The 18774-nt window shown below is 48.3% G+C and carries 18 protein-coding genes and 1 riboswitch; of the genes, 7 read left to right on the plus strand and 11 right to left on the minus strand.

All coding sequences use genetic code 11. The features are described 5' to 3' along the window. Positions 1–44: 44 nt before the first annotated feature. Complete coding sequence (locus AR543_RS00715; RefSeq protein WP_060530920.1) at positions 45–1229, minus strand: MFS transporter; 1185 nt, start codon at positions 1227–1229, stop codon at positions 45–47. A gap of 128 nt (positions 1230–1357) precedes the next feature. Further along, positions 1358–1457, minus strand: a riboswitch (purine riboswitch). Between the two features lie 438 nt (positions 1458–1895). Between AR543_RS00715 and AR543_RS00720 the strand changes: the two genes are divergently transcribed. The 3 genes from AR543_RS00720 (at position 1896) to nagE (ending at position 5057) form a co-directional block, all read left to right on the plus strand. Then, complete coding sequence (locus tag AR543_RS00720; RefSeq protein ID WP_060530922.1) at positions 1896–2141, plus strand: hypothetical protein; 246 nt, start codon at positions 1896–1898, stop codon at positions 2139–2141. A 342-nt stretch (positions 2142–2483) separates the two neighbouring features. Continuing rightward, a complete protein-coding gene (locus AR543_RS00725; protein WP_060530925.1) occupies positions 2484–3350 on the plus strand; it encodes a PRD domain-containing protein in 867 nt (288 codons plus the stop codon). 210 nt (positions 3351–3560) lie between these two features. Beyond that, on the plus strand, positions 3561–5057 hold the full coding sequence (gene nagE / locus AR543_RS00730) for an N-acetylglucosamine-specific PTS transporter subunit IIBC (RefSeq protein WP_060530927.1): 1497 nt from the start codon (positions 3561–3563) through the stop codon (positions 5055–5057). A 151-nt stretch (positions 5058–5208) separates the two neighbouring features. Here nagE and lepB read toward each other — a convergent pair whose 3' ends face one another. Then, positions 5209–5718 carry a signal peptidase I gene (gene lepB / locus AR543_RS00735; RefSeq protein ID WP_060530928.1) on the minus strand — a complete coding sequence of 170 codons (510 nt, stop codon included), beginning with the start codon at positions 5716–5718 and terminating at the stop codon, positions 5209–5211. A 179-nt stretch (positions 5719–5897) separates the two neighbouring features. On the opposite strand from lepB, the gene AR543_RS00740 reads away from it, so the two are divergent. Further along, positions 5898–6350 carry a DUF4385 domain-containing protein gene (locus tag AR543_RS00740; RefSeq protein ID WP_060530930.1) on the plus strand — a complete coding sequence of 151 codons (453 nt, stop codon included), beginning with the start codon at positions 5898–5900 and terminating at the stop codon, positions 6348–6350. Between the two features lie 98 nt (positions 6351–6448). Here the strand turns inward: AR543_RS00740 and AR543_RS24855 are convergent, their stop codons facing one another. Further along, positions 6449–6574 (minus strand): hypothetical protein, encoded by a 126-nt coding sequence (locus AR543_RS24855; protein WP_257790507.1) that lies wholly within the window; start codon positions 6572–6574, stop codon positions 6449–6451. Positions 6575–6733: 159 nt separating this feature from the next. Continuing rightward, positions 6734–7855, minus strand: a complete 1122-nt coding sequence (locus AR543_RS00745) for a copper amine oxidase N-terminal domain-containing protein (protein WP_060530939.1) — start codon at positions 7853–7855, stop codon at positions 6734–6736. A gap of 101 nt (positions 7856–7956) precedes the next feature. On the opposite strand from AR543_RS00745, the gene AR543_RS00750 reads away from it, so the two are divergent. Next, the gene (locus tag AR543_RS00750; RefSeq protein ID WP_060530941.1) at positions 7957–8934 is read left to right on the plus strand and encodes a MerR family transcriptional regulator; all 978 of its coding nucleotides are present in this window, start codon (positions 7957–7959) and stop codon (positions 8932–8934) included. Between the two features lie 75 nt (positions 8935–9009). On the opposite strand, the gene AR543_RS00755 is transcribed toward AR543_RS00750, so the two are convergent. The 6 genes from AR543_RS00755 to AR543_RS00780 form a co-directional block, all read right to left on the minus strand. Next, entirely contained in the window at positions 9010–10059 is a 1050-nt protein-coding gene (locus tag AR543_RS00755) for a glycosyl hydrolase family 18 protein (RefSeq protein WP_060530943.1), read from the minus strand. Between the two features lie 157 nt (positions 10060–10216). Next, positions 10217–11632 (minus strand): MATE family efflux transporter, encoded by a 1416-nt coding sequence (locus AR543_RS00760; RefSeq protein WP_060530945.1) that lies wholly within the window; start codon positions 11630–11632, stop codon positions 10217–10219. 429 nt (positions 11633–12061) lie between these two features. Next, positions 12062–12982, minus strand: a complete 921-nt coding sequence (locus AR543_RS00765; protein ID WP_060530947.1) for a hypothetical protein — start codon at positions 12980–12982, stop codon at positions 12062–12064. A 370-nt stretch (positions 12983–13352) separates the two neighbouring features. Further along, positions 13353–13772 (minus strand): hypothetical protein, encoded by a 420-nt coding sequence (locus AR543_RS00770; protein ID WP_060530949.1) that lies wholly within the window; start codon positions 13770–13772, stop codon positions 13353–13355. Beyond that, on the minus strand, positions 13769–13990 hold the full coding sequence (locus AR543_RS00775) for a helix-turn-helix transcriptional regulator (protein WP_082472068.1): 222 nt from the start codon (positions 13988–13990) through the stop codon (positions 13769–13771). The genes AR543_RS00770 and AR543_RS00775 overlap by 4 nt, the downstream gene beginning before the upstream one ends. 360 nt (positions 13991–14350) lie before the next feature. Continuing rightward, entirely contained in the window at positions 14351–14593 is a 243-nt protein-coding gene (locus AR543_RS00780) for a hypothetical protein (protein WP_060530951.1), read from the minus strand. 345 nt (positions 14594–14938) lie between these two features. Here AR543_RS00780 and AR543_RS00785 point away from each other — a divergent pair, with 345 nt between their 5' ends. Both AR543_RS00785 and AR543_RS00790 read left to right on the plus strand, forming a co-directional pair. Next, positions 14939–16756 carry an APC family permease gene (locus tag AR543_RS00785; protein ID WP_060530952.1) on the plus strand — a complete coding sequence of 606 codons (1818 nt, stop codon included), beginning with the start codon at positions 14939–14941 and terminating at the stop codon, positions 16754–16756. Positions 16757–16946: 190 nt separating this feature from the next. Further along, positions 16947–17522 carry a hypothetical protein gene (locus tag AR543_RS00790; RefSeq protein ID WP_060530953.1) on the plus strand — a complete coding sequence of 192 codons (576 nt, stop codon included), beginning with the start codon at positions 16947–16949 and terminating at the stop codon, positions 17520–17522. 219 nt (positions 17523–17741) lie between these two features. On the opposite strand, the gene AR543_RS00795 is transcribed toward AR543_RS00790, so the two are convergent. Beyond that, the gene (locus tag AR543_RS00795; protein WP_060530954.1) at positions 17742–18698 is read right to left on the minus strand and encodes a DMT family transporter; all 957 of its coding nucleotides are present in this window, start codon (positions 18696–18698) and stop codon (positions 17742–17744) included. Positions 18699–18774: the final 76 nt, after the last annotated feature.

An 18774-nucleotide genomic window follows, 5' to 3' on the forward strand; every position in this document is an offset into this window, starting at 1 on the left:
AGAATCAAGCTGTCATCGGGTATTTCATTTTATATGATTTTCAATCAGGAGGTATGCACTGATTGGTTCGACACATGCTTGGCTGCCCCAGAAGGTCTGGACAGCGAGTACAATGCGCAGCAGAAGGACAATACAACGATCGCTGCACCGACCCATGCATTCATCGTTACCGAACCGGTATTTTTGATCACGATTCCGCCAAAGGCCGAACCGACTGCAATACCGATCTGCAGGGCAGAGAAGTTAAAGCTCTGCTGAATATCGGCGGTTTCCGGTGCATTTTGGATCAGGTAGCTCTGTTGTGCCGGAGACAATGCCCAGCTGAGTGCACCCCAGACAAATAATACAACCGGGAATACCCAGATCAGCTTGGCCGACATCGGCAGCACGAACATTGCCAGTGCGAAGACGCCAATTACAATCAGAATACTCTTGGTACTGCCCAGGCGATCAGACATTACGCCACCGATCATACCGCCGCTTACCGCAGCCAGACCGAAGACAAAGTAGACCACACTGATCCAGTACGCGTTCAGATGCATTGTACTTTCCAGGAATGGAGTCAGATAAGCATACATCGTGTAGTGACCTGCCAGCATCAGCAGGGTTACCAGATGCGCGCTGATGACTTTACTATTTTTGAGGGAAGCAAATTGGGCCTTGAGCGGCATAATTTCTTCCACCGGGATATGATCGAGGAACATATAGATTACGACCATCGCTACCAGGGTCAGCAGCGCGATCACGAGGAACAAAATGCGCCAGCCGAGTGCTTCTTCGACCAGCACACCGATCGGTACACCCAGTACAATCGAGGAACTGATCCCCATGGAAATAATACCGATGACCCGTGCGCGGAATTCCGGCGCGACCACTTTGACCGCAATCGTCAGGGACAAGGTCACGATCAGTGAACCGCTCGCTGCTGTCAGCATGCGGGAGAAGAACAATACTTCATAGTTAGGGCTCCAGCAGGCAATCAGACTGCCTATGGTAAAAATTAACATGGACCAGAGATACAGGGATTTGCGTTCCACTTTGGAAGTGAATGCCAGCAGGGTCGGTCCGGCAATCGCATAGACCAGTGCATAGATAGTGATCAGCTGTCCGGCTGTGCCGATCGACACGTTCAGATCGTTTGCGATCTCCGGCAGCACACCGCCGATGATGAGTTCAATCAGGCCGACCGTAAAGGTGGCAATGGTAAGGATAAATACTTTGAAATTCAAGCCGTCTCTCTCCTTTGTGTAATAGTAGGTTGGCTGTCCGGCAGGTGAGCGCCGACGCAGCAGCAACGAACGAAAACACTGGAACAGTGCGGAGCCGCAACAAAAAAATCCTGATTACAACAGGACACGCGGGCTGCGCATCATCTTGTAATCAGGATTGTTCGGTTCCTGGTAGAGACCCTCAAACCATATTATTGAGGTTATACAATGATGTATCATCATTTATTCCAGTCGTCATTCGGTTGTACTTGCGTGGATGCACGTATGCATCAACGTTATATACATTAGCAGATTGAAAATGGTATTTCAACAGGGTTTTCGGTAAAATTAAAAATAATTGTGCTGTGTGTGCAGAAAGGATTACTCATAGCCGCAACAGAATGATGTGGATAAGCAGCATCCACTTCGGCAAGGAATAAAGGCACGTCCTCCGGTGGAGCCCAGAAATCTACGAACGCGGAGAAGGTGTAGATTTCCGGGCTCCAATGTCGTCCTTTGCCCTTATTTCCTTGCCTGCGTTCCGTGTATGAGATAGAGACTTTTTGGCTTGGATATTATGATTTCATTTTGTGGTATTTTTACTAACCATGCTTTTAACAATATATAAACAGGATGATTTATTCAGGATTTATTTATAGTAATAATTTTTGATTTGGAGTGATGATATTGAACCTGCACCTGATTGCCGATACAGCTTATTTTCTTTTGGCCGCTTTTATGCTTGGAGCACTGATCTACCGGATCAGGCAAGATGATCGCAGGATGTTTATGCGTGAGGGCAGTTTATTCCTGTTTCTGATCGTTGTATTGAGTCTGGTCGTGGAAGTGCCGGTTTCTGTCAGATTAATAACCTGCGGAATATTGCTGATTGCCTTGCTATACGGCTCTGTATGTATGAAAAAAAGCCACTAGACCTGCTATCAACGCTATGATTGTGCATTTTCATCATGAAAATGTGCAATCCATCTTGACGGTCACTATTATACGTTATATGCTACGTTATGAAACCGTAACCAAAATATTAACGACCGTACATCGGCGTGTTACCAGCAATGGGCATGAGCCAAGCAGCGGACGATACAGGATACGTCTATCGTATTCCCGTGTCTCCTTGTCTTGGCTCTTTTTTGCGTATTTGTGAATGTTTCAGCCCCCATTTAGCGGTTACACGAAAAAAAGTCGGGCTGCTGTGCTCTTCTGTCTTTTCGGATGCCACTTGTCGTGTTATTCTGCAAGCAAGAGGTGATTATCGGAATGAACAGAGACCATCGGAGTTTACGTGTGGAGCGCGTGGTCGGCAATAATATCGTGATGGCCTGCGATGAGGTGAAAGGCACCGAATATGTACTGCTCGGCAAGGGACTCGGCTTTGCTGCCAAGAACCTGCAGGAGCTGAACACGGCAGATGAACGGATCGAAAAGCGGTTTCGACTGGAAGACCGGGAGCAGATGATGAATCATCCGACCTTTTTTGAAGATATGGATGCGCTTGTCATGGATGTCTCCGACCGGATCATCCAGCTGATCGGACAGAGTTTTCCGGAAAAGTTGAATGAAAAGATTTATCTTGCTCTACCTAGTCATATCCAGTTCACTGTATACCGGATACGACATCATATCGAGATTGTGAATCCTTTTCTGCAGGAGACGCAGGTCTGTTTTCCACAGGAATACGAGGTGGCCCTGCAGGCGCTGCAGATGATTCGTGAGACATTCGGATTGGACATTCCCGAAGATGAAGCCGGGTTTCTGACGTATCATATTCACTCGGCGGTTACTCATGTTCCGGTAGGCCAACTGGTCAAAATGTCTTCCCTGCTCGGCAAGCTGCAGCAGATGATTGAAGAGGAACGACAGATGACATTCAAACAGGGCAGCATGAGTCAGGTTCGCCTGATGATCCACCTGCGCTTTGCCCTGGAACGGATTGTACAGGGATCGCTCGTGGACAATCCGCTGATCCAGCATATTCGCGACCAGTATGCCGACGAATACCAATTGGCTTCGCGAATGAAGCTGGTCATGGAGCAGGAGCTGCAGATGGCCGTCCCTGAAGATGAAGTCTGCTTCCTGACCATGCATCTGTATCGCCTGTTCCGCACGCACAAACCGAGCAGCTGAATCTGCTGCTATTTTCATCACTTCGCTACAGACCTGCCAGCACCGTACATCGATCTAACATGGTGTACGGGAAAACAGGTTCACACTCGCCGCCTCTTCTTATGAAAATAATTTTCATGTTGTAGGACGGAATCCAAATTTCTGTTGTATCACATCACTTTACAAAATGGATGATTGGTTCACCAATGATTAATCCAAAGGGGGATTACCATGCTACAATTTTTGCAAAAAATCGGTCGCTCACTGATGCTTCCGGTAGCTACACTGCCTGCTGCTGCGATTCTGCGCGGTTTTGGCCTGATCAACTATGAGACGGATATTCCGCTTGGCTCTGCAGTAGGCGGTTTTATGAACCATTATATCGGTCCGCTGCTTACCGCAGGTGCCGGTGCTATTTTTGACAATCTGGCACTGATCTTCGCGGTTGGTATAGCGATCGGGATGGCCCGCGATGCGGTCGCTGCTCTCTCCGCTGTACTCGGATATATGATCCTGACAGCGATTCTCAAGGAAATTCCGGGAATCATGGGTTACATACCGGATGATGTCAAACTGAATATGGGCGTGCTCGGCGGTATTCTGGTTGGTCTGTGGGCAGCTTACATGTATAACCGTTTCCACAATATCAAAATGCCGGATTGGCTCGGATTCTTCTCGGGTAAACGTTTTGTTCCAATGATTACGGCAGCAACAACGATTATCCTGGCGTCCCTGATCGGTATGATCTGGAGTCCGATCCAGGATGCAATTTCTGCTTTTGGTATGTGGGTAGTCAGTCTGGGTGGATTTGGTGCCTTTGTGTTCGGTACCGCCAACCGTCTGCTCGTGCCAATCGGTCTGCACCATGTATTGAACTCGATCGCCTGGTTCCAGATCGGCGATTATACCAATGCAGCCGGTGAAGTGGTTCACGGTGACCTGACACGCTTCTTTGCCGGAGACAAATCGGCAGGCATGTTCATGTCCGGCTTCTTCCCGATTATGATGTTTGCATTGCCGGGTGCGGCTTTTGCCATTATTCATACCGCACGTCCGGAGAAACGCAAAGCAGTTGCTTCGATCTTTATCAGTGCGGCGGTCGCTTCCTTCCTGACTGGGATTACCGAGCCGCTGGAATTTGCCTTTATGTTCACAGCACCGCTGCTGTATGTGGTGCATGCACTGCTGACCGGTCTGTCCGGTCTGATCATGTACATGCTGAATGTGAAGCTGGGCTTCGGATTCTCGGCGGGTCTGATTGACTATCTGATCAATATGAAGCTGGCGACTAATCCGCTGCTGATGATTCCGGTCGGTCTGGCGTTTGCCGTTGTGTATTATGTACTGTTCCGCTTCCTGATTGTGAAGCTGAACCTCAAAACACCGGGACGCGAAGACGATGATGCTATTAACAGTTCTGCGACTACAGCAGATAAAACTGCCACTGTCCCGGCTGCCGCAGCTGTAACAGCTGACAACGGAGACAGCAAAGCAGCTATGGTACTGAGCCAGCTGGGTGGATCACCCAACATCGACAGTATCGATGCCTGCATTACCCGCCTGCGTCTGGTGGTCAAAGATGATCGTCAGGTAAATGATGCCGAGCTGCGCAAGCTGGGTGCTGCTGGTGTTATGCGACTTGGTCATGGTGCTGTACAGGTTATCTTCGGTACCCAATCCGAAGCGCTCAAAGATGATATCAAGGATATTATGGATCACAAAGCCTGAGTATTCTGTTGATGATATACAATCATATTTGGCAGAAGAATCAGCTATAATCAATAGTAAAAGAAAGCGTACAGCCGCCGATAAGGGCAGCTGTACGCTTTCTTTTTGTGGTTTATGACAGTGGATAGATAAGTACCGCTTTTGCCGAAGCTTATTCCGCATTCATCGACTGACCGTTGATTTTAATCACTTTTCCTTTGACCTCTTTGATCGGTACAAAGCCTGTCATTCGGCTATCCTGGCTATTGGAACGATTATCGCCGACAACAAAAAAGGCATGCGCGGCAACACGATTATCTTCTTTGGCACTGGTCGGAAAGTCATTGATATTATACGCATAATGCTGATCATGTGCCTGCTGAACAGCCTTTTGAATATACGGCTCCTGAAGGAGCTTTCCGTTAATCCACGTTTTGTCACCTTTCATTTTTACCTTTTCTCCCGGAAGGGCGATGACCCGCTTGACGAATTCTCTGCCCTCGGGTGTATGATACACAATCAGATCGCCGCGATGAATTTCATTCTCGGCTGCAGCCGTTATCGTTACACGATCTCCGGTTTTAAGCGTAGGCTGCATGGACGGCCCATCAATCACATAGTTCTGAGGGAACATCATTTGCAAAAAGGCTGCTATCAACAACCCGCCAATAGTTGCGTTCACACTTTCACTCTCCATTTTCATATTGGATCGACATGTATGGATATGTACATTGAGATGCTATAGATGCTTTGCTGTTTTCTTTGCTGTTATCTATTATCCAGCAGACCTTACTTTCCAGCTCCATCTTACCAGATAACGGGTAATAAGCAATAAAGCTATTATGTAAAGGAGCGATTATCATGCCCGATAAATTCAACTACGATATCGACTATTCCACACTTGATCTGCGTGAACATCCCGAGCTGTATCGTGTCGGCAAAGGAGAGCAGGGCGTGCTGATGGTTGAGCCTTACAAAGGCGAAATTCTGCCCCACTGGCGCTTCAAAACACCGGAGATCGCTACCGAATCCTCGGAGAAAATCTACGCCATGTTCCTGGAATACAAAGAAAACAATGACTTTGTCGGCATGGACATGGCCCGCAAATTCCTGCAGATGGGTTATACCCGTGCCCGCCGCTACACCAATCACAAAGGCGGTCGCAAATATGACGAGAACGGCGAGATTCTGCCATATACCAGCGATCCGGTCAAAGCAGAATCCGCACGCATTTTCAAAGTCAAATGGGACGAAGCCAAACAGGACCCCGACTATATCCGCATGAAAAAAGAGCACCAGCAGAAATATGGCTGATCTCTGTCTGCTGGTACTCTGTCCTATAATCTTATATAGGAGTTGACGGCTGAATACAGACCGTTTCATCAAATGACTCAGTCTGCATTGTATAACTGCTATTTTTCCTTATGCTTGTGCTTGTGTCCAGATCCACTAATACCAGACTGATGAATCTCGCCGGTCTCATCCTGAATATCATAATAATACCGTGTATCCGGTTCAAATGAAGCCTTTCTGCCCATTCAAAATGCACAATATTCCCGCACAAAAAGCCGGGCAGGCAACGGATCTGCGCATCCGTGCCTGACGGCTGTATTGTGTAAGCATATATGCTGTTAATCAGCTACATAGGTTAACTGGAAGCCCTGCTTATTGTGTAGGCAAACCACGTGGCAGTGCCATCAGGAAGAAGGCTTATCTTCGTAAATTACAACTGACTCACTCACTGGTTCCCACTTTACGGTAGCTCCCAGTGCTTCACTGATCACGCGTACCGGTACACGGGTAGAGCCGTTTTTCATAATTGGTGCTGCCTGCAGGCTGACGGATTTTCCGTTTACTACAGCATTCTTTTTATTTACATACAGCTTGACCGTCTGCCCGTCCTTCACGACAGTAACCGATTGGTCCTTGGCACTCCAGGTTACTTTGGCGTTCAACGCTTCCGAGACGACGCGGAAAGGAACCAGAGTCGTTCCATTCTGGACGACAGGTGCGGCATCCGTGTACGATGTACCGTTGACGAACAGATTCAGTACATCCGGATCAGCAGCGGTATGGTCGGATAATTCGTCGAGACGCTTGTAGCTGTCCAGATCGGTAACGTCCGACTGGATCACCTGCTCTTGCAGGGCAGCCGCGCCGTCTACATTGCCGCTCTCTTCCAGCAGATCCGTAGCTTTTTCCAGGGCTTCTTTGGAGTTCTGGATCTGCTCCAGTTGTGCCTGCATCTCCGGAGTCAGCTGCGTCTCGTATTTGGTCAGCAGCAGATTAGCCAACACCTGGCCTGCCGGTTTGTCTTTTACGTTGTTGATGGCGTGCAGCAGACCTTTGTAGCCCTGTTTGCCTTTGCCGCTGTCATATACATCTTCGGTGACGCTGTCCGTACTATCTTCTGCTTTATCTTTGGAATGGCTGTTCGCTTTACCGTTACCATTTCCGTTATTTTGTTTTTCCTTCTTCTCTTTCTCTTTTTCCTTCTCCGTATCCGCTTGGGTATCTTCTGCTGGCGGCTGCGGTTGTACAGTCGGTACCGGCTCTGTCACAACAGGCTCTACTGGCGGTTCTGCTACAGGTGCTGCCGATTCCGGTACAGGCTGACTGCTCTCTATGGGAGCGGAGGTTACAGTACTGGTGCTAGTATCCTCCTGTTTTGGACGATCTTTGGACTTGTCTTCCGATTTGGAACTGGAAGAGCTGGATTTGGATGATTTGCCGCTTTGATCCGACTTGGCCATAACGGTACCTGCTGCCATACTCGTAACGAGCAGACAGGTAAGCAGTACGGTCGTAAATTTCTTCATATATCTATCCCCTTTTGGTTATAATCAGGCTTAAGTATTACAGAGTACCTATAGACTATAACGGTACAATACAGCAATTTATTAAGGTGGTAAGGGATCTGATGAAAATCAACGAACTGGCGAGCAAGCTGGGCATCTCCACGCGTGCTATTCGCTTCTATGAACAAAATGGATTATTGGAGCCTGCCCGGCAGCAGGATAATCAGTATCGGGTATTTGTGGAAGAGGATATCTGGCGGCTGCAGACGATTATTGCTCTGCGTGAAGCCGGTATGCCGCTCAAGGATATACGTCATGTACTGGAACCGACCGGTCTGCCGGACAATGAACGACTGCGTTATTATCTGGAACTGCAGCATTCCATCCTGACGACCCAATGGCTGGAGATGAAGCGAATGACCGAGACTACCGCCCAGATGATCGAACTGCTGCGCCATCGACAGGAGCTGCCGATTGGGGAAATCTATCAGCTGGCCGAACATTCGCGGACTCTGCGGGAGATGCGCCAGAACTGGCAGGATCACTGGGACTTTGATCAACGGGCTTCGCAGCATGATGAATATGTACAGACCGATACCGGAGAATACCCGGATTACGAAAAAGCCCTGGACAGCACAGCGAGTGCTATTCAGGGCATTGCAGCAGAACATGGTCTGGATCTGGGAACAGGCACCGGCAATTTGGCGGGCCGGCTGCTGCGCCAGGGGATAAGAATGTCCGGTGTCGATCAATCCCAGGAGATGCTCAAGCAGTGCCGCTCCAAGTTCCCGGATATGGATCTGCGCATCGGCAATCTGCTGGCTATTCCGTATCCCGATCAAAGTTTTGATTTTGTGGTCTCCAGCTTTACCTTTCGGCATCTGAGCGACGAGCAGCAACTGCTGGCTCTGCCAGAAATTCAGCGTGTGCTGAAACCGCACGGGCGTATCTGTATTACCGATCGCAACAGCAACTTTTCCGATGACAAGGGTTCCCATGCAGAGTTTCTGCTGCATTGGCTGAACAGCCACGGGTTTATCGCTACCCATCTGAATCCGCAGGATAACTGGTTCACCTTGCTCGCCGTCTCTATTCGCTAATCGCTTGCGTACGGTTCTATATCGAGCAGCGCTTGTCCTGTATCCCGAGCATTTCGTTTATGCGTTGCTGCCCGGTTAGGGCTTCATGCCTTTTTGGACAGCGGCCCAGAACGTATTGTCTTCCATACCCAGTGCCCAGACGGATGCTCCGCCCAGCTTGTAAGCAGGCACCAGGTGGGCTTTTTCCTCTATGCTGCGTGCATTTTCATACCAGACTACATGCTTGTTACCCTTGCTGTCCGTATAGTTGAAATAAGGAGAAGTGGTCGCTGTATCCCATTTTACGGCTGCTCCGGTTTTCTGCAGCAGTGCCGCGATATTCTTGCCGGCGATCTGATGATGATCTTCCTGACGGCTCGTGGTCAGGTTCCAGTCATAGCCATAATCCGGCAGACCGATCAGTATTTTGGATGAAGCGACCTGGGATACGGAAAATTTCAGGGAGTCCTCGATCCAGCTTTTGCTGGCGACTGAACCGGGTTCGGACCATGGACCGTGCTCGTCGTAGGTCATCACCTGAAGGAAGTCCACGTATTGTCCCAGAGCAGCATAATTATACGCGCCCGACCAGCCGTCCGATGGATCATCCTGCGTTTTGGCCGGAACAGATACCACGACCTTATAACCTGCCGGATGCAGTGCTTCCGAGACGGATTTTACAAAGCTGGTCAGTGCACTGCGATCCTTGGCCATGACGCTCTCAAAATCGATATTGATACCGGTATATCCATTCTTTTTGACGGTGTTGACCATATTGGTAATCGCTTTTTGCCGGACGGTGGAATTGGTCAGAATCGTATGTGCCAGCGCCGGATCGAAATCGTCGGTGCCAAAGTTTGAGAAGCAGGCATAGGTTGCCAGCGTATGGGATTTGGCATAGGACAATGCCTGTGTCGGCACATCACCGATAACCCCTCCAGCGGTATTCATATTAAAGGAATCTGTCGAGATCCCGGTCAGATAGGCATGGTACGTTGTCAGCGCCTGATAGGACGCATCATCCGGAGTATAATACCCCAGCACGCTTGCTGCTTCCGCCCGTGATTGTTCTCCGGTAAATCCTCCTACCGTACTTGTCAGCAGCAGCGCAAGTGCGCCAGTAACTGCCCATTTTCCAAATGCCATCTATATTCCTCCATTTCAAGAATGATATAACGAATACAAAGAAAACCGCCTTCCCGGCGACCCTATGCTTAGGATACCTGAAGAAGGCGGTATTGTAAAAATATAGATATCACATCTGTATACTGTAATATACTCTGAATCCGGTGTACTGCTCTTATCAGACCGGAGCAGCCATCGGTACATTTTCCGGTGTTTGCGGTTCATCGTGCTGCACCAGGGAGTGTTTCTGCCATGCTCTGCTCTTCCAGCGGAAGTACATAATGACGGCTCGCACCCACTCATCGGCTGCAATCGCCAGCCAGATACCGGCCAGTCCAAGATCCATTTTGAAAACGAACAGATAACCGAGTGGCAGGCTCATACATACCATGGAGATCAGTCCCATATAGACCGGGAACTTGGCATCGCCCGAAGCACGGAGCGAGTTGATAATCACGATATTGCATGTCCGTCCGGTCTCCAGCAGGAAGCTGAGCAGGATGACCTGTGACGCCATGCGGATAACTTCCGGATTGCTGGTAAACATGCCAATCAGCGGCTCGCGCATCAGGATAATGATAACATCCATGATCAGCGTTGCACCCATCGCCCATTTTACACTGTTCCATACGCGGTGATAGGCTTCTTCCTTGCGGTTCGCACCGACCAGACGGCCAACGATAATCGCTGTACCCATACCGATCGCAATACTGAACAGATAGATAAAGGTCGAGATATTATTCGCATACTGGCGGGAAGCCATCGCTTCACTGCCCAGATACGTTACATAGAATACGAAGACCAGCTGGCACATCTGGTAGGTTACTTGCTCTACAGCAGACGGTACGCCGATTTTCAGGATTTTGAGAATGTATTCTTTGGACATCCGGAAGTAATCGGCAATCTGAATGCGCACTTCCATCACGCGGTACATCAACCAGAAGAAGATGACCACACATACGAGGCGGCTAACGATCGTGGAGATCGCTGCGCCCTGTACGCCCATTTGCGGCAGACCCCAGTGACCAAAGATCAGCAGGTAGTTCAGCCCTACGTGCAATACGTTCATGAATACAGAGACAAACATGGTTTCTTTGGTAAATCCGTACGTACGGATAACCGCCGCCAGTGTGTTAATCAGCGCCTGCAGGAAAATCGCGCCGCCGACGATAGCGATATAGCTTTCTGCCAGCGCCAGAATCTCACCCTGCAAATGCATGGCTTCCATCAGATGCCCACCAAACAACAGGAAGGTGGTACTCAGGAGCAGACCGACCGACAGGTTCAGCGTAATCGCCAGTGCCGTAATCCGGCTCGCCTCCAGTACTTTGCGTGATCCAATGTACTGGGCTACGACGATAGCGGCCCCGTTGCCGATTACCTCCAGGATCAGTATAGCGATTGAAATAACCTGATTGGATGTGCCGACAGCTGCTACCGCATTATCGGATACATCGCTCAACATTAATGTGTCGACGATTCCCATTAACATAAACAGGAATACCTCGAGGAAAATCGGCCAGGTCAGACGAAACAGGTTAAACTGTTTGTCCGCTGCCGGGCTGTTATCGTGTGTAGGGTTCATAGCGCTCATGATGTCACCTTCCTTTGTGTGCATAGTGGGTATAACTTATGGCAGTTCGTGACTGCAAAATCCTCACGTTTTTACATGAAGATAAATGACCATTTACGACGGGTATCTGTAAAACTCTACGTATCTTAGCATATCCATTTTCCGATTGCACTACTAAAATTGAAATTTTCTGAAAAATTTACAGAGTTTTTGATTCATGCTTATAAAATGAGGGTATGTAAGGGTTTTACTCAAAATTCCTTGCTTCGTTTTACATTATTTTTATACTGTTTTTCACAAGCAAGCAATATAGCAAAAAAGCGCACCGGGTTATTTCCTGACGGAAATCGGTGCGCTTTTGTTATTACCATAGCATTGGTTTCAGCAGCGAAATAAACAATAAAAGCATGTCAGCCATAAGAAAACGTGGCTAGTTAATAAAGAAGCGATTTATTGCTCGGCCAGTGTAACGACAACAGCATTATAACCTGGCTTGAGTGACATCGGATTGCCCTGGATCGCTACGCCAAATTTGTCATCGAGCGTCCCGGCAATACTCAGTCCTGTATCATCGACCTGATTATTGAACAAAGTCAGCTTATGCGGAGCATAATAAGCCAGGTAGGCATTGCCAACATCTTTCAGGCTTGCCTGAGTCGTATAGGTGAGGAACAGCTGCTTTTTATCGCCGGCTATCTGTTCGCTTACTTTTCCTTTGACTGCATCAGCCGGAAACGGGAAATCGGTCGGCAGGTATTTGCTGGTGATTATGCCTGTTGTCATGCTGACCACCGGTGGTGCTGCAGCTTCTTCGACAACAGGGCCTATCGGGCCGTTCGTTACATTGCCTGCTGTAATTTTGGCTGCTTCATTGGCTGCAGCGATATACTGGGAGGCAGCCGAAGGTTTGCTGCTGGCTGCCGGTGTACTGTAAGCCGCTGGTGCACTGGCTGCATCTGCTGTGCTTGGTGTACTGCTGGACGTTCCGGTGGTACTTTTTCCGGTGCTGCCTGATTTGGCAGTCGGCTGGCTGGAGCTGCTGTCAGCTGCTTTGCTGCTGCTTGTTGTTACTCCACTGGCTGACTGGATCATGATTTTATTATTCATGACATCAAATAGTACTTTGGAATTTAGCGTTTCTCCAACCGCGCGAATCGGTAGGTAGGTGGTTCCTTCATACGTAATTGCCGTCATTTTGTCTCCATTGGAATTGACTGGCGTATAAGCTTTGCCATCCAGCTCGATACTGATTCCGTAGTTTTTGAACGCGGAGATCTTCTCCATTTTCGCACCTGCGTATACACCTGCCGAGCTGGTGAGCAGCATACCTGCTACAGAGGCAACGACGATCCATTTTGTTTTGCTCATCATGTTCATTCTCCTGTCTGTTCTGGGTTTGCCGGCATCTATGGGAGGCGAATCTGTATACTTTACAGATCCACTGTTCTGGTTAAACCGCTGCACACCGTGCCAATGGCTCAGGTGCTTTGTTATATTATCGGCAGAAAGAACCCGGACAATTATATTCTATAAATGGATAATATTACTTTTTATTATTCTTTTTGCAGAGGTAGGGTATCTTGGGTGTTTTGTGCTGTCTTTTTATACCAAAAAACCATCTGCATACGCTGCAGATGGTCATTATGTAGATGGGTATCCGTACTTTTAGTGTCTGCTTCCTGTCTGCCTTACTGGTCAAGTTGTATATCGGAGAATAATCTATTTTTCTTGCTATAACGTTCTAGTTTTTGCGGAGTAAAATGGCATGGATAATCTGCAGTGTAATCGAACCCATATACAGCAACAGGGTCAATGCCTGAAGAGCTGTCATCGTTAACCAGGACAACAAGGCAATCATACCAAGAATGCCTGCATAGCCAATAATGAAATAAAAAGTCAGATAGATCGCCTGCTTGCGAATCGCATCCAACCGTTCATCACCGCGGATAAAAAACTGCTCATTTATACATGCCCAGGTCAGGAACAGAATAGCCAATCCTACATTAGGGATATAATCCATCCAATCGATAGTTCGGCCAAGCTGCATATTTATGCTGATATTAGTAATCATGGTATACAGCTGAATTAGTGCCACTAATACGCATATAAGGCGCAGCAGCCAGTTGCTTTTGAGCGATGTCGTTACTTTTGTTCGGTTCATAAAGGTTCCTCCTCCAGAAAGAAAATATGCTCTACTGTCGTACGGAATATTTTGGCCATCTGCAGTGCCAGGGGCAGCGACGGATTGTATTTGCCTCGCTCAATCGCATTGATTGTCTGACGGGATACGCCCAGCAAGTTCCCCAGCTGCTCCTGCGAATAGCCGTTCAGTTCACGCAGCAGTTTGACTTCATTTCTCAAATGATGCTCGCTTCTCATGCTTACCCCTCCACTCTTCCATTTTTATGGAAATCAGCTTCGATGTCAAGTTTACTTTACATTATGATTGTTGGTATCGTTATTACTCCGTATATCCAGCATTCATTCCAATCCTTTTACAGCGTGTATAGCTCTGAAAATAATCTTCTTCTAATAGATAATATAAAAAAGCATAGTTAATATAAAAAAGCAGCCTCTTCGCGAGCACGAACAAGCTGCTTTCTTCTATAGAAGAGGGACGTGCTAAAAGCACCTATCCACGAAGGATGCTCGCCCTCCCTGTCTGGATTGACCGGGTTCGTTTACGATTCGTCCACTTTGTTGCTATATTACGGTTCGATATCCAGGGAGATTACAGGGCTATTCTTCCCTGTCCGAGCGGTAGCGCTCTGTTTGTTCACGGATATGACGATCATAGCTGTTCCGGTGCAGCCAGACGCTATTGTTGACACTTGCTGCCTGTCCCAGTCCGAACAGTACAGCGATAATCAGAAAAATCATACCATAAGCATACATAAAGTACCCCAGGTAAAAACAGGCTATAATTCCCACCAGCAGGGCCAAAGACAAAAGGAGTAGCAGGCGGATCATGACTTTTTTCATAGGTTTCTCCTTTATCTTTGACTATGATTCGATAGTAGATTTCAGGACATGACAGCAGTTGACTTACTTATGACTTAATTTTAACAAAATTCCGTAAAATATTGCATGACTTTTTGCAAAGCAGGAGTATAATGAAATACGCTTGCCCGTATGTTCATATGGGCACAGCCCCCAACAAAGTGCTGCTTGAGAGATGCTGAATAGGTGTATATAAAATTTAACATTATTCTTATTTCTGTTATGACGTATCCATCCTATCCCTGTACCCTATGCATGCTGACTCGGCAGGCAATGATTTGTGGCAACCAACTAAAATCCATTTAATTAATGAAACGAGGGTGTAAGATGTTTGGCAAGGTAAAGCGTGTATTAATCGGAAGGCCCATGAAATCAGCAGAATTAGAAGCGGAAAAGCTGGGTAAGCTTAAAGCGCTCGCGATCCTGTCTTCCGATGCGCTATCATCGGTAGCTTACGGGACTGAGCAGATTCTGCTGGTACTGATGGTTGCCGGTTTTGCAGCATTATGGTATTCCGTTCCAATCTCTATCGCAGTATTGGGACTGCTGGTGATTCTGGTGATTTCGTATCGTCAGACTATTTTTGCGTATCCAACAGGTGGTGGAGCGTACATCGTCGCCAAGGATAATCTGGGACAGGCCTCCAGTCTGATCGCCGGCGGATCGCTGCTGGTTGATTATGTGCTGACGGTAGCGGTAAGTTCCTCGGCAGGTACAGATGCGATTACGTCGGCATTTCCGATTCTGCATGATCACCGGGTATTGATTGCACTGGTGATGATTGTATTCCTGACGCTGATGAATCTGCGCGGGGTGACCGAATCGGCATCGGTGCTGGCGATTCCGATCTATCTGTTCGTTATTTCGATTTTCTTCCTGATTATCAGCGGAGTGATCAAATACATGACCGGCGGTATTGAAGCGGCTGCTCCCGAATTTGGTACGACGGTGTCCAATGTCAGTCTGTTCCTGCTGCTCAAAGCATTCAGCTCCGGATGTTCGGCACTGACCGGGGTCGAAGCGGTATCGAACGCTATCCCGAACTTCCGTCAGCCGGCTGAGCGCAATGCAGCAGCAACGCTGCTCATGATGGGTCTGATTCTGGGCGGTATGTTTATCGGGATTACCCTGCTCGCCTACTGGTATGGTATTCGTCCATCCGGTACCGAGACCGTTATCTCGCAAATTGCCCGGATGACCTTTGGCAGCGGTATTATCTACTATATTATACAGGGTGTTACGGCACTGATCCTGTTCCTGGCGGCCAATACAGCCTACTCGGCGTTCCCGCTGCTGGCCTTTATGCTCGCCAAGGACAAATATATGCCGCATATGTTCATGGTACGTGGTGACCGTCTTGGATTCTCCAACGGTATCATTTTCCTCAGTCTGGCTTCGGCTCTGCTCGTTATCGTGTTCCATGGAGAAACAGACAGTTTGATTCCGCTCTATGCGGTCGGTGTATTTATTCCGTTCACGCTGTCCCAGCTTGGCATGATGGTTCGCTGGATCAAGCTCAAACCTGCTAACTGGGTACTCAAGCTGGTGATTAATACGATCGGTATGCTGACAACATTGTCGATTACCCTGATCTTTATCTTCACCAAGTTCGCCCAGGTATGGATTATCTTTATTTTCCTGCCGATTGTGGTTTATGTCTTCTACAAAATCTATATTCATTATCAGAATACAGCCGAACAGCTGCGGATTGATATTACAATCGACAAGCCGCAGATCAAAGGCAATACGATCATTATTCCGGTGGCCGGGATTACCCGTGTCGTGATGAATACGATCAGTTATGCCAAGACGCTGTCGCCTAATGTCGTTGCTGTCTATGTCGGCTTCGATGATGAAGCCATCCGCAAAATGGAAGACAAATGGGAACAATGGGACCCGGGTGTACGCTTGATTGTACTCAAATCCCGCTACCGCAGTATTCTGGGGCCGCTGCGCCGGTTTATTGATACGGTAGAATGGAAAACGTCGGCAACCGATCATATTACCATTCTGATTCCGCAGTTTGTCACCAAGCACTGGTGGGAGAGTATCCTCCATAATCAGACGAGTCTGTTAATGCGTGCTTATCTGATCAACTACAAGGATGTTGTTGTAGCTACTGTGCCTTATCATCTCAAAAGCTGATAATTACATTAACATTAGGACACGAATGGCTGACAAAAAGCCCCTCAGGTATAGAGGGGCTTTTTGCTGTCCACAGACAAGAAGGGTAACGCTTGAATTCCTGTTTTACATTTCCATTATTTTGTTGGATAATGCAATGGTACTGGGTATAATATCCATAATGATCAACCTATCGTCTGGAGGGATATTAATGAATATAAAAAAAAGCACAGTAGCACTGGCTGCGGTCATGCTGGCTTCTACGCTGGCTTCGTCCGCTTATGCCGCATCCGATCTGACGGTACCGGCAGTCGAGCCTTCAAGTGTGGCATCTCCTTCTGCACCGGTCGTACCAACGGTACCCAAGACTCCATCCACTCCACAGAACAGCTCATCCGGTGGTAACAGTTCCAGCAGCAGCAATAGCTCCACTAATCTGGCAACCGCACTGGTCAACACGGCAGGATTTAGCTCGGCCCAACAGTTTACCGGATACTTTGCCAACCTGAAGCGAGCGGTGGCAAACGGGAATCGTGATGCTGTAGCCAAACGGATCTCCTATCCGCTGGTAGTGAATGCTGCCAATGGCACCAAACGCTTCATTCTCAACCAGAAGCAGTTTCTGAATGAATATACATCCATTATGACTTCCAATGTTCGCCGGGCATTGTCTACCCAGAACGTGAACCAGGTGATGGTCAGCTCGCGCGGTGTAATGATTGGCAATGGTCAGATCTGGATCGGCGCTATCGACAACAAGCCGGGCATTTATGCGATCAATCTATAATATCGAATCTGAAATTACTGCGTTAAAAGCGTAGTTTTGCACAGGACTACGTCTGCATTGGCACATACGTGTAGACATGTAGAATATGGATCAGGTGAAAAGAGGCTGCATCTCTTTGGAGATACAGCCTCTTTTTCATGAAATAGATATTTATGCAGATTATATCAGAATAGTAAACAGAACCCGTTCGGATATCCAGTCTGTACCTATACAGCCCCTTTATTTTTGGATAACCGGCGCCAGCTTGCCTTCTTTTCGGGAATGGGCGCGGCGGCTATCCCACAGTCCCAGCAGGGAATCCAGATTGGTTAGAATCACTCCGATAAGCACCACGGCTGCACCTGCCGCCATGATCCAGCTTAACGGCTCTCCGTAGATCAGCCATCCAAGCAGCAGAGCCAGTACTGGCGAGATATAGAGCCAGGTTGAAGGAAATACAGGATTGGTCCGAGAGATCAGCCAGTAGAACAGCGTATGCCCTCCCATCGAGCCGACTACGATTAGATACACCAGAGACCCGATAGCAGCTGCCGATCCAAATGACTCGATATGGATCTGGTTATGCTCGGTAATCAGGGACAGGACGAGCAGCATCCAGCCGCCATGCAGCAGTTGGGCTGCATTCTGGGATACCGGCGAAATTTCTTTTAGAGCCGAAGATACCTGCTTGGAATAGACAGCTCCACTGGCATAGCCGATCTCACCTACGACGACGACTATACAGGCAATCATCCACAGCGGATGATAATCTCCCCCGCCTGCCAGACCCGGCAGCATCAAGAGACCTACACCCGCCAATCCGATAATCGCACCGACAAATGCCAGTGCAGGCACACGTACCTTCAGCACCAGCGCCCGAATCAGCAGAATCATCGCCGGACCGGTCGCTGACAGCAATGCGCCTACACCGGAAGTAACATACTGTTCTGCCCAGTACAGACTCGCAAAAGTCATAAACGTCATGCTCGCTCCGATCAACAGTGTCTCCCGCCGCCACAACACTGAAAAACTGACTTTGCCGCGTATATGCATGATACACATCAAGATCAGACCTGCCAGTGCAAATCGTATTCCCGCACTACCGAACGGCGGCAGCCCGGCATCTACTCCTACCTTGATCGCCAGAAAGGTCGTCCCGAAAATAATACACATTATGGTGTACCCTATCATAATCATCTGTCATTCCCCCTTTTCGTTCTGTTATTGTAAAGGAAAGAATACAGACCAGATAGAACCAGACAGACCAGATGCG

Source organism: Paenibacillus bovis (genome assembly GCF_001421015.2).
GTDB classification, from domain to species: domain Bacteria; phylum Bacillota; class Bacilli; order Paenibacillales; family Paenibacillaceae; genus Saccharibacillus; species Saccharibacillus bovis.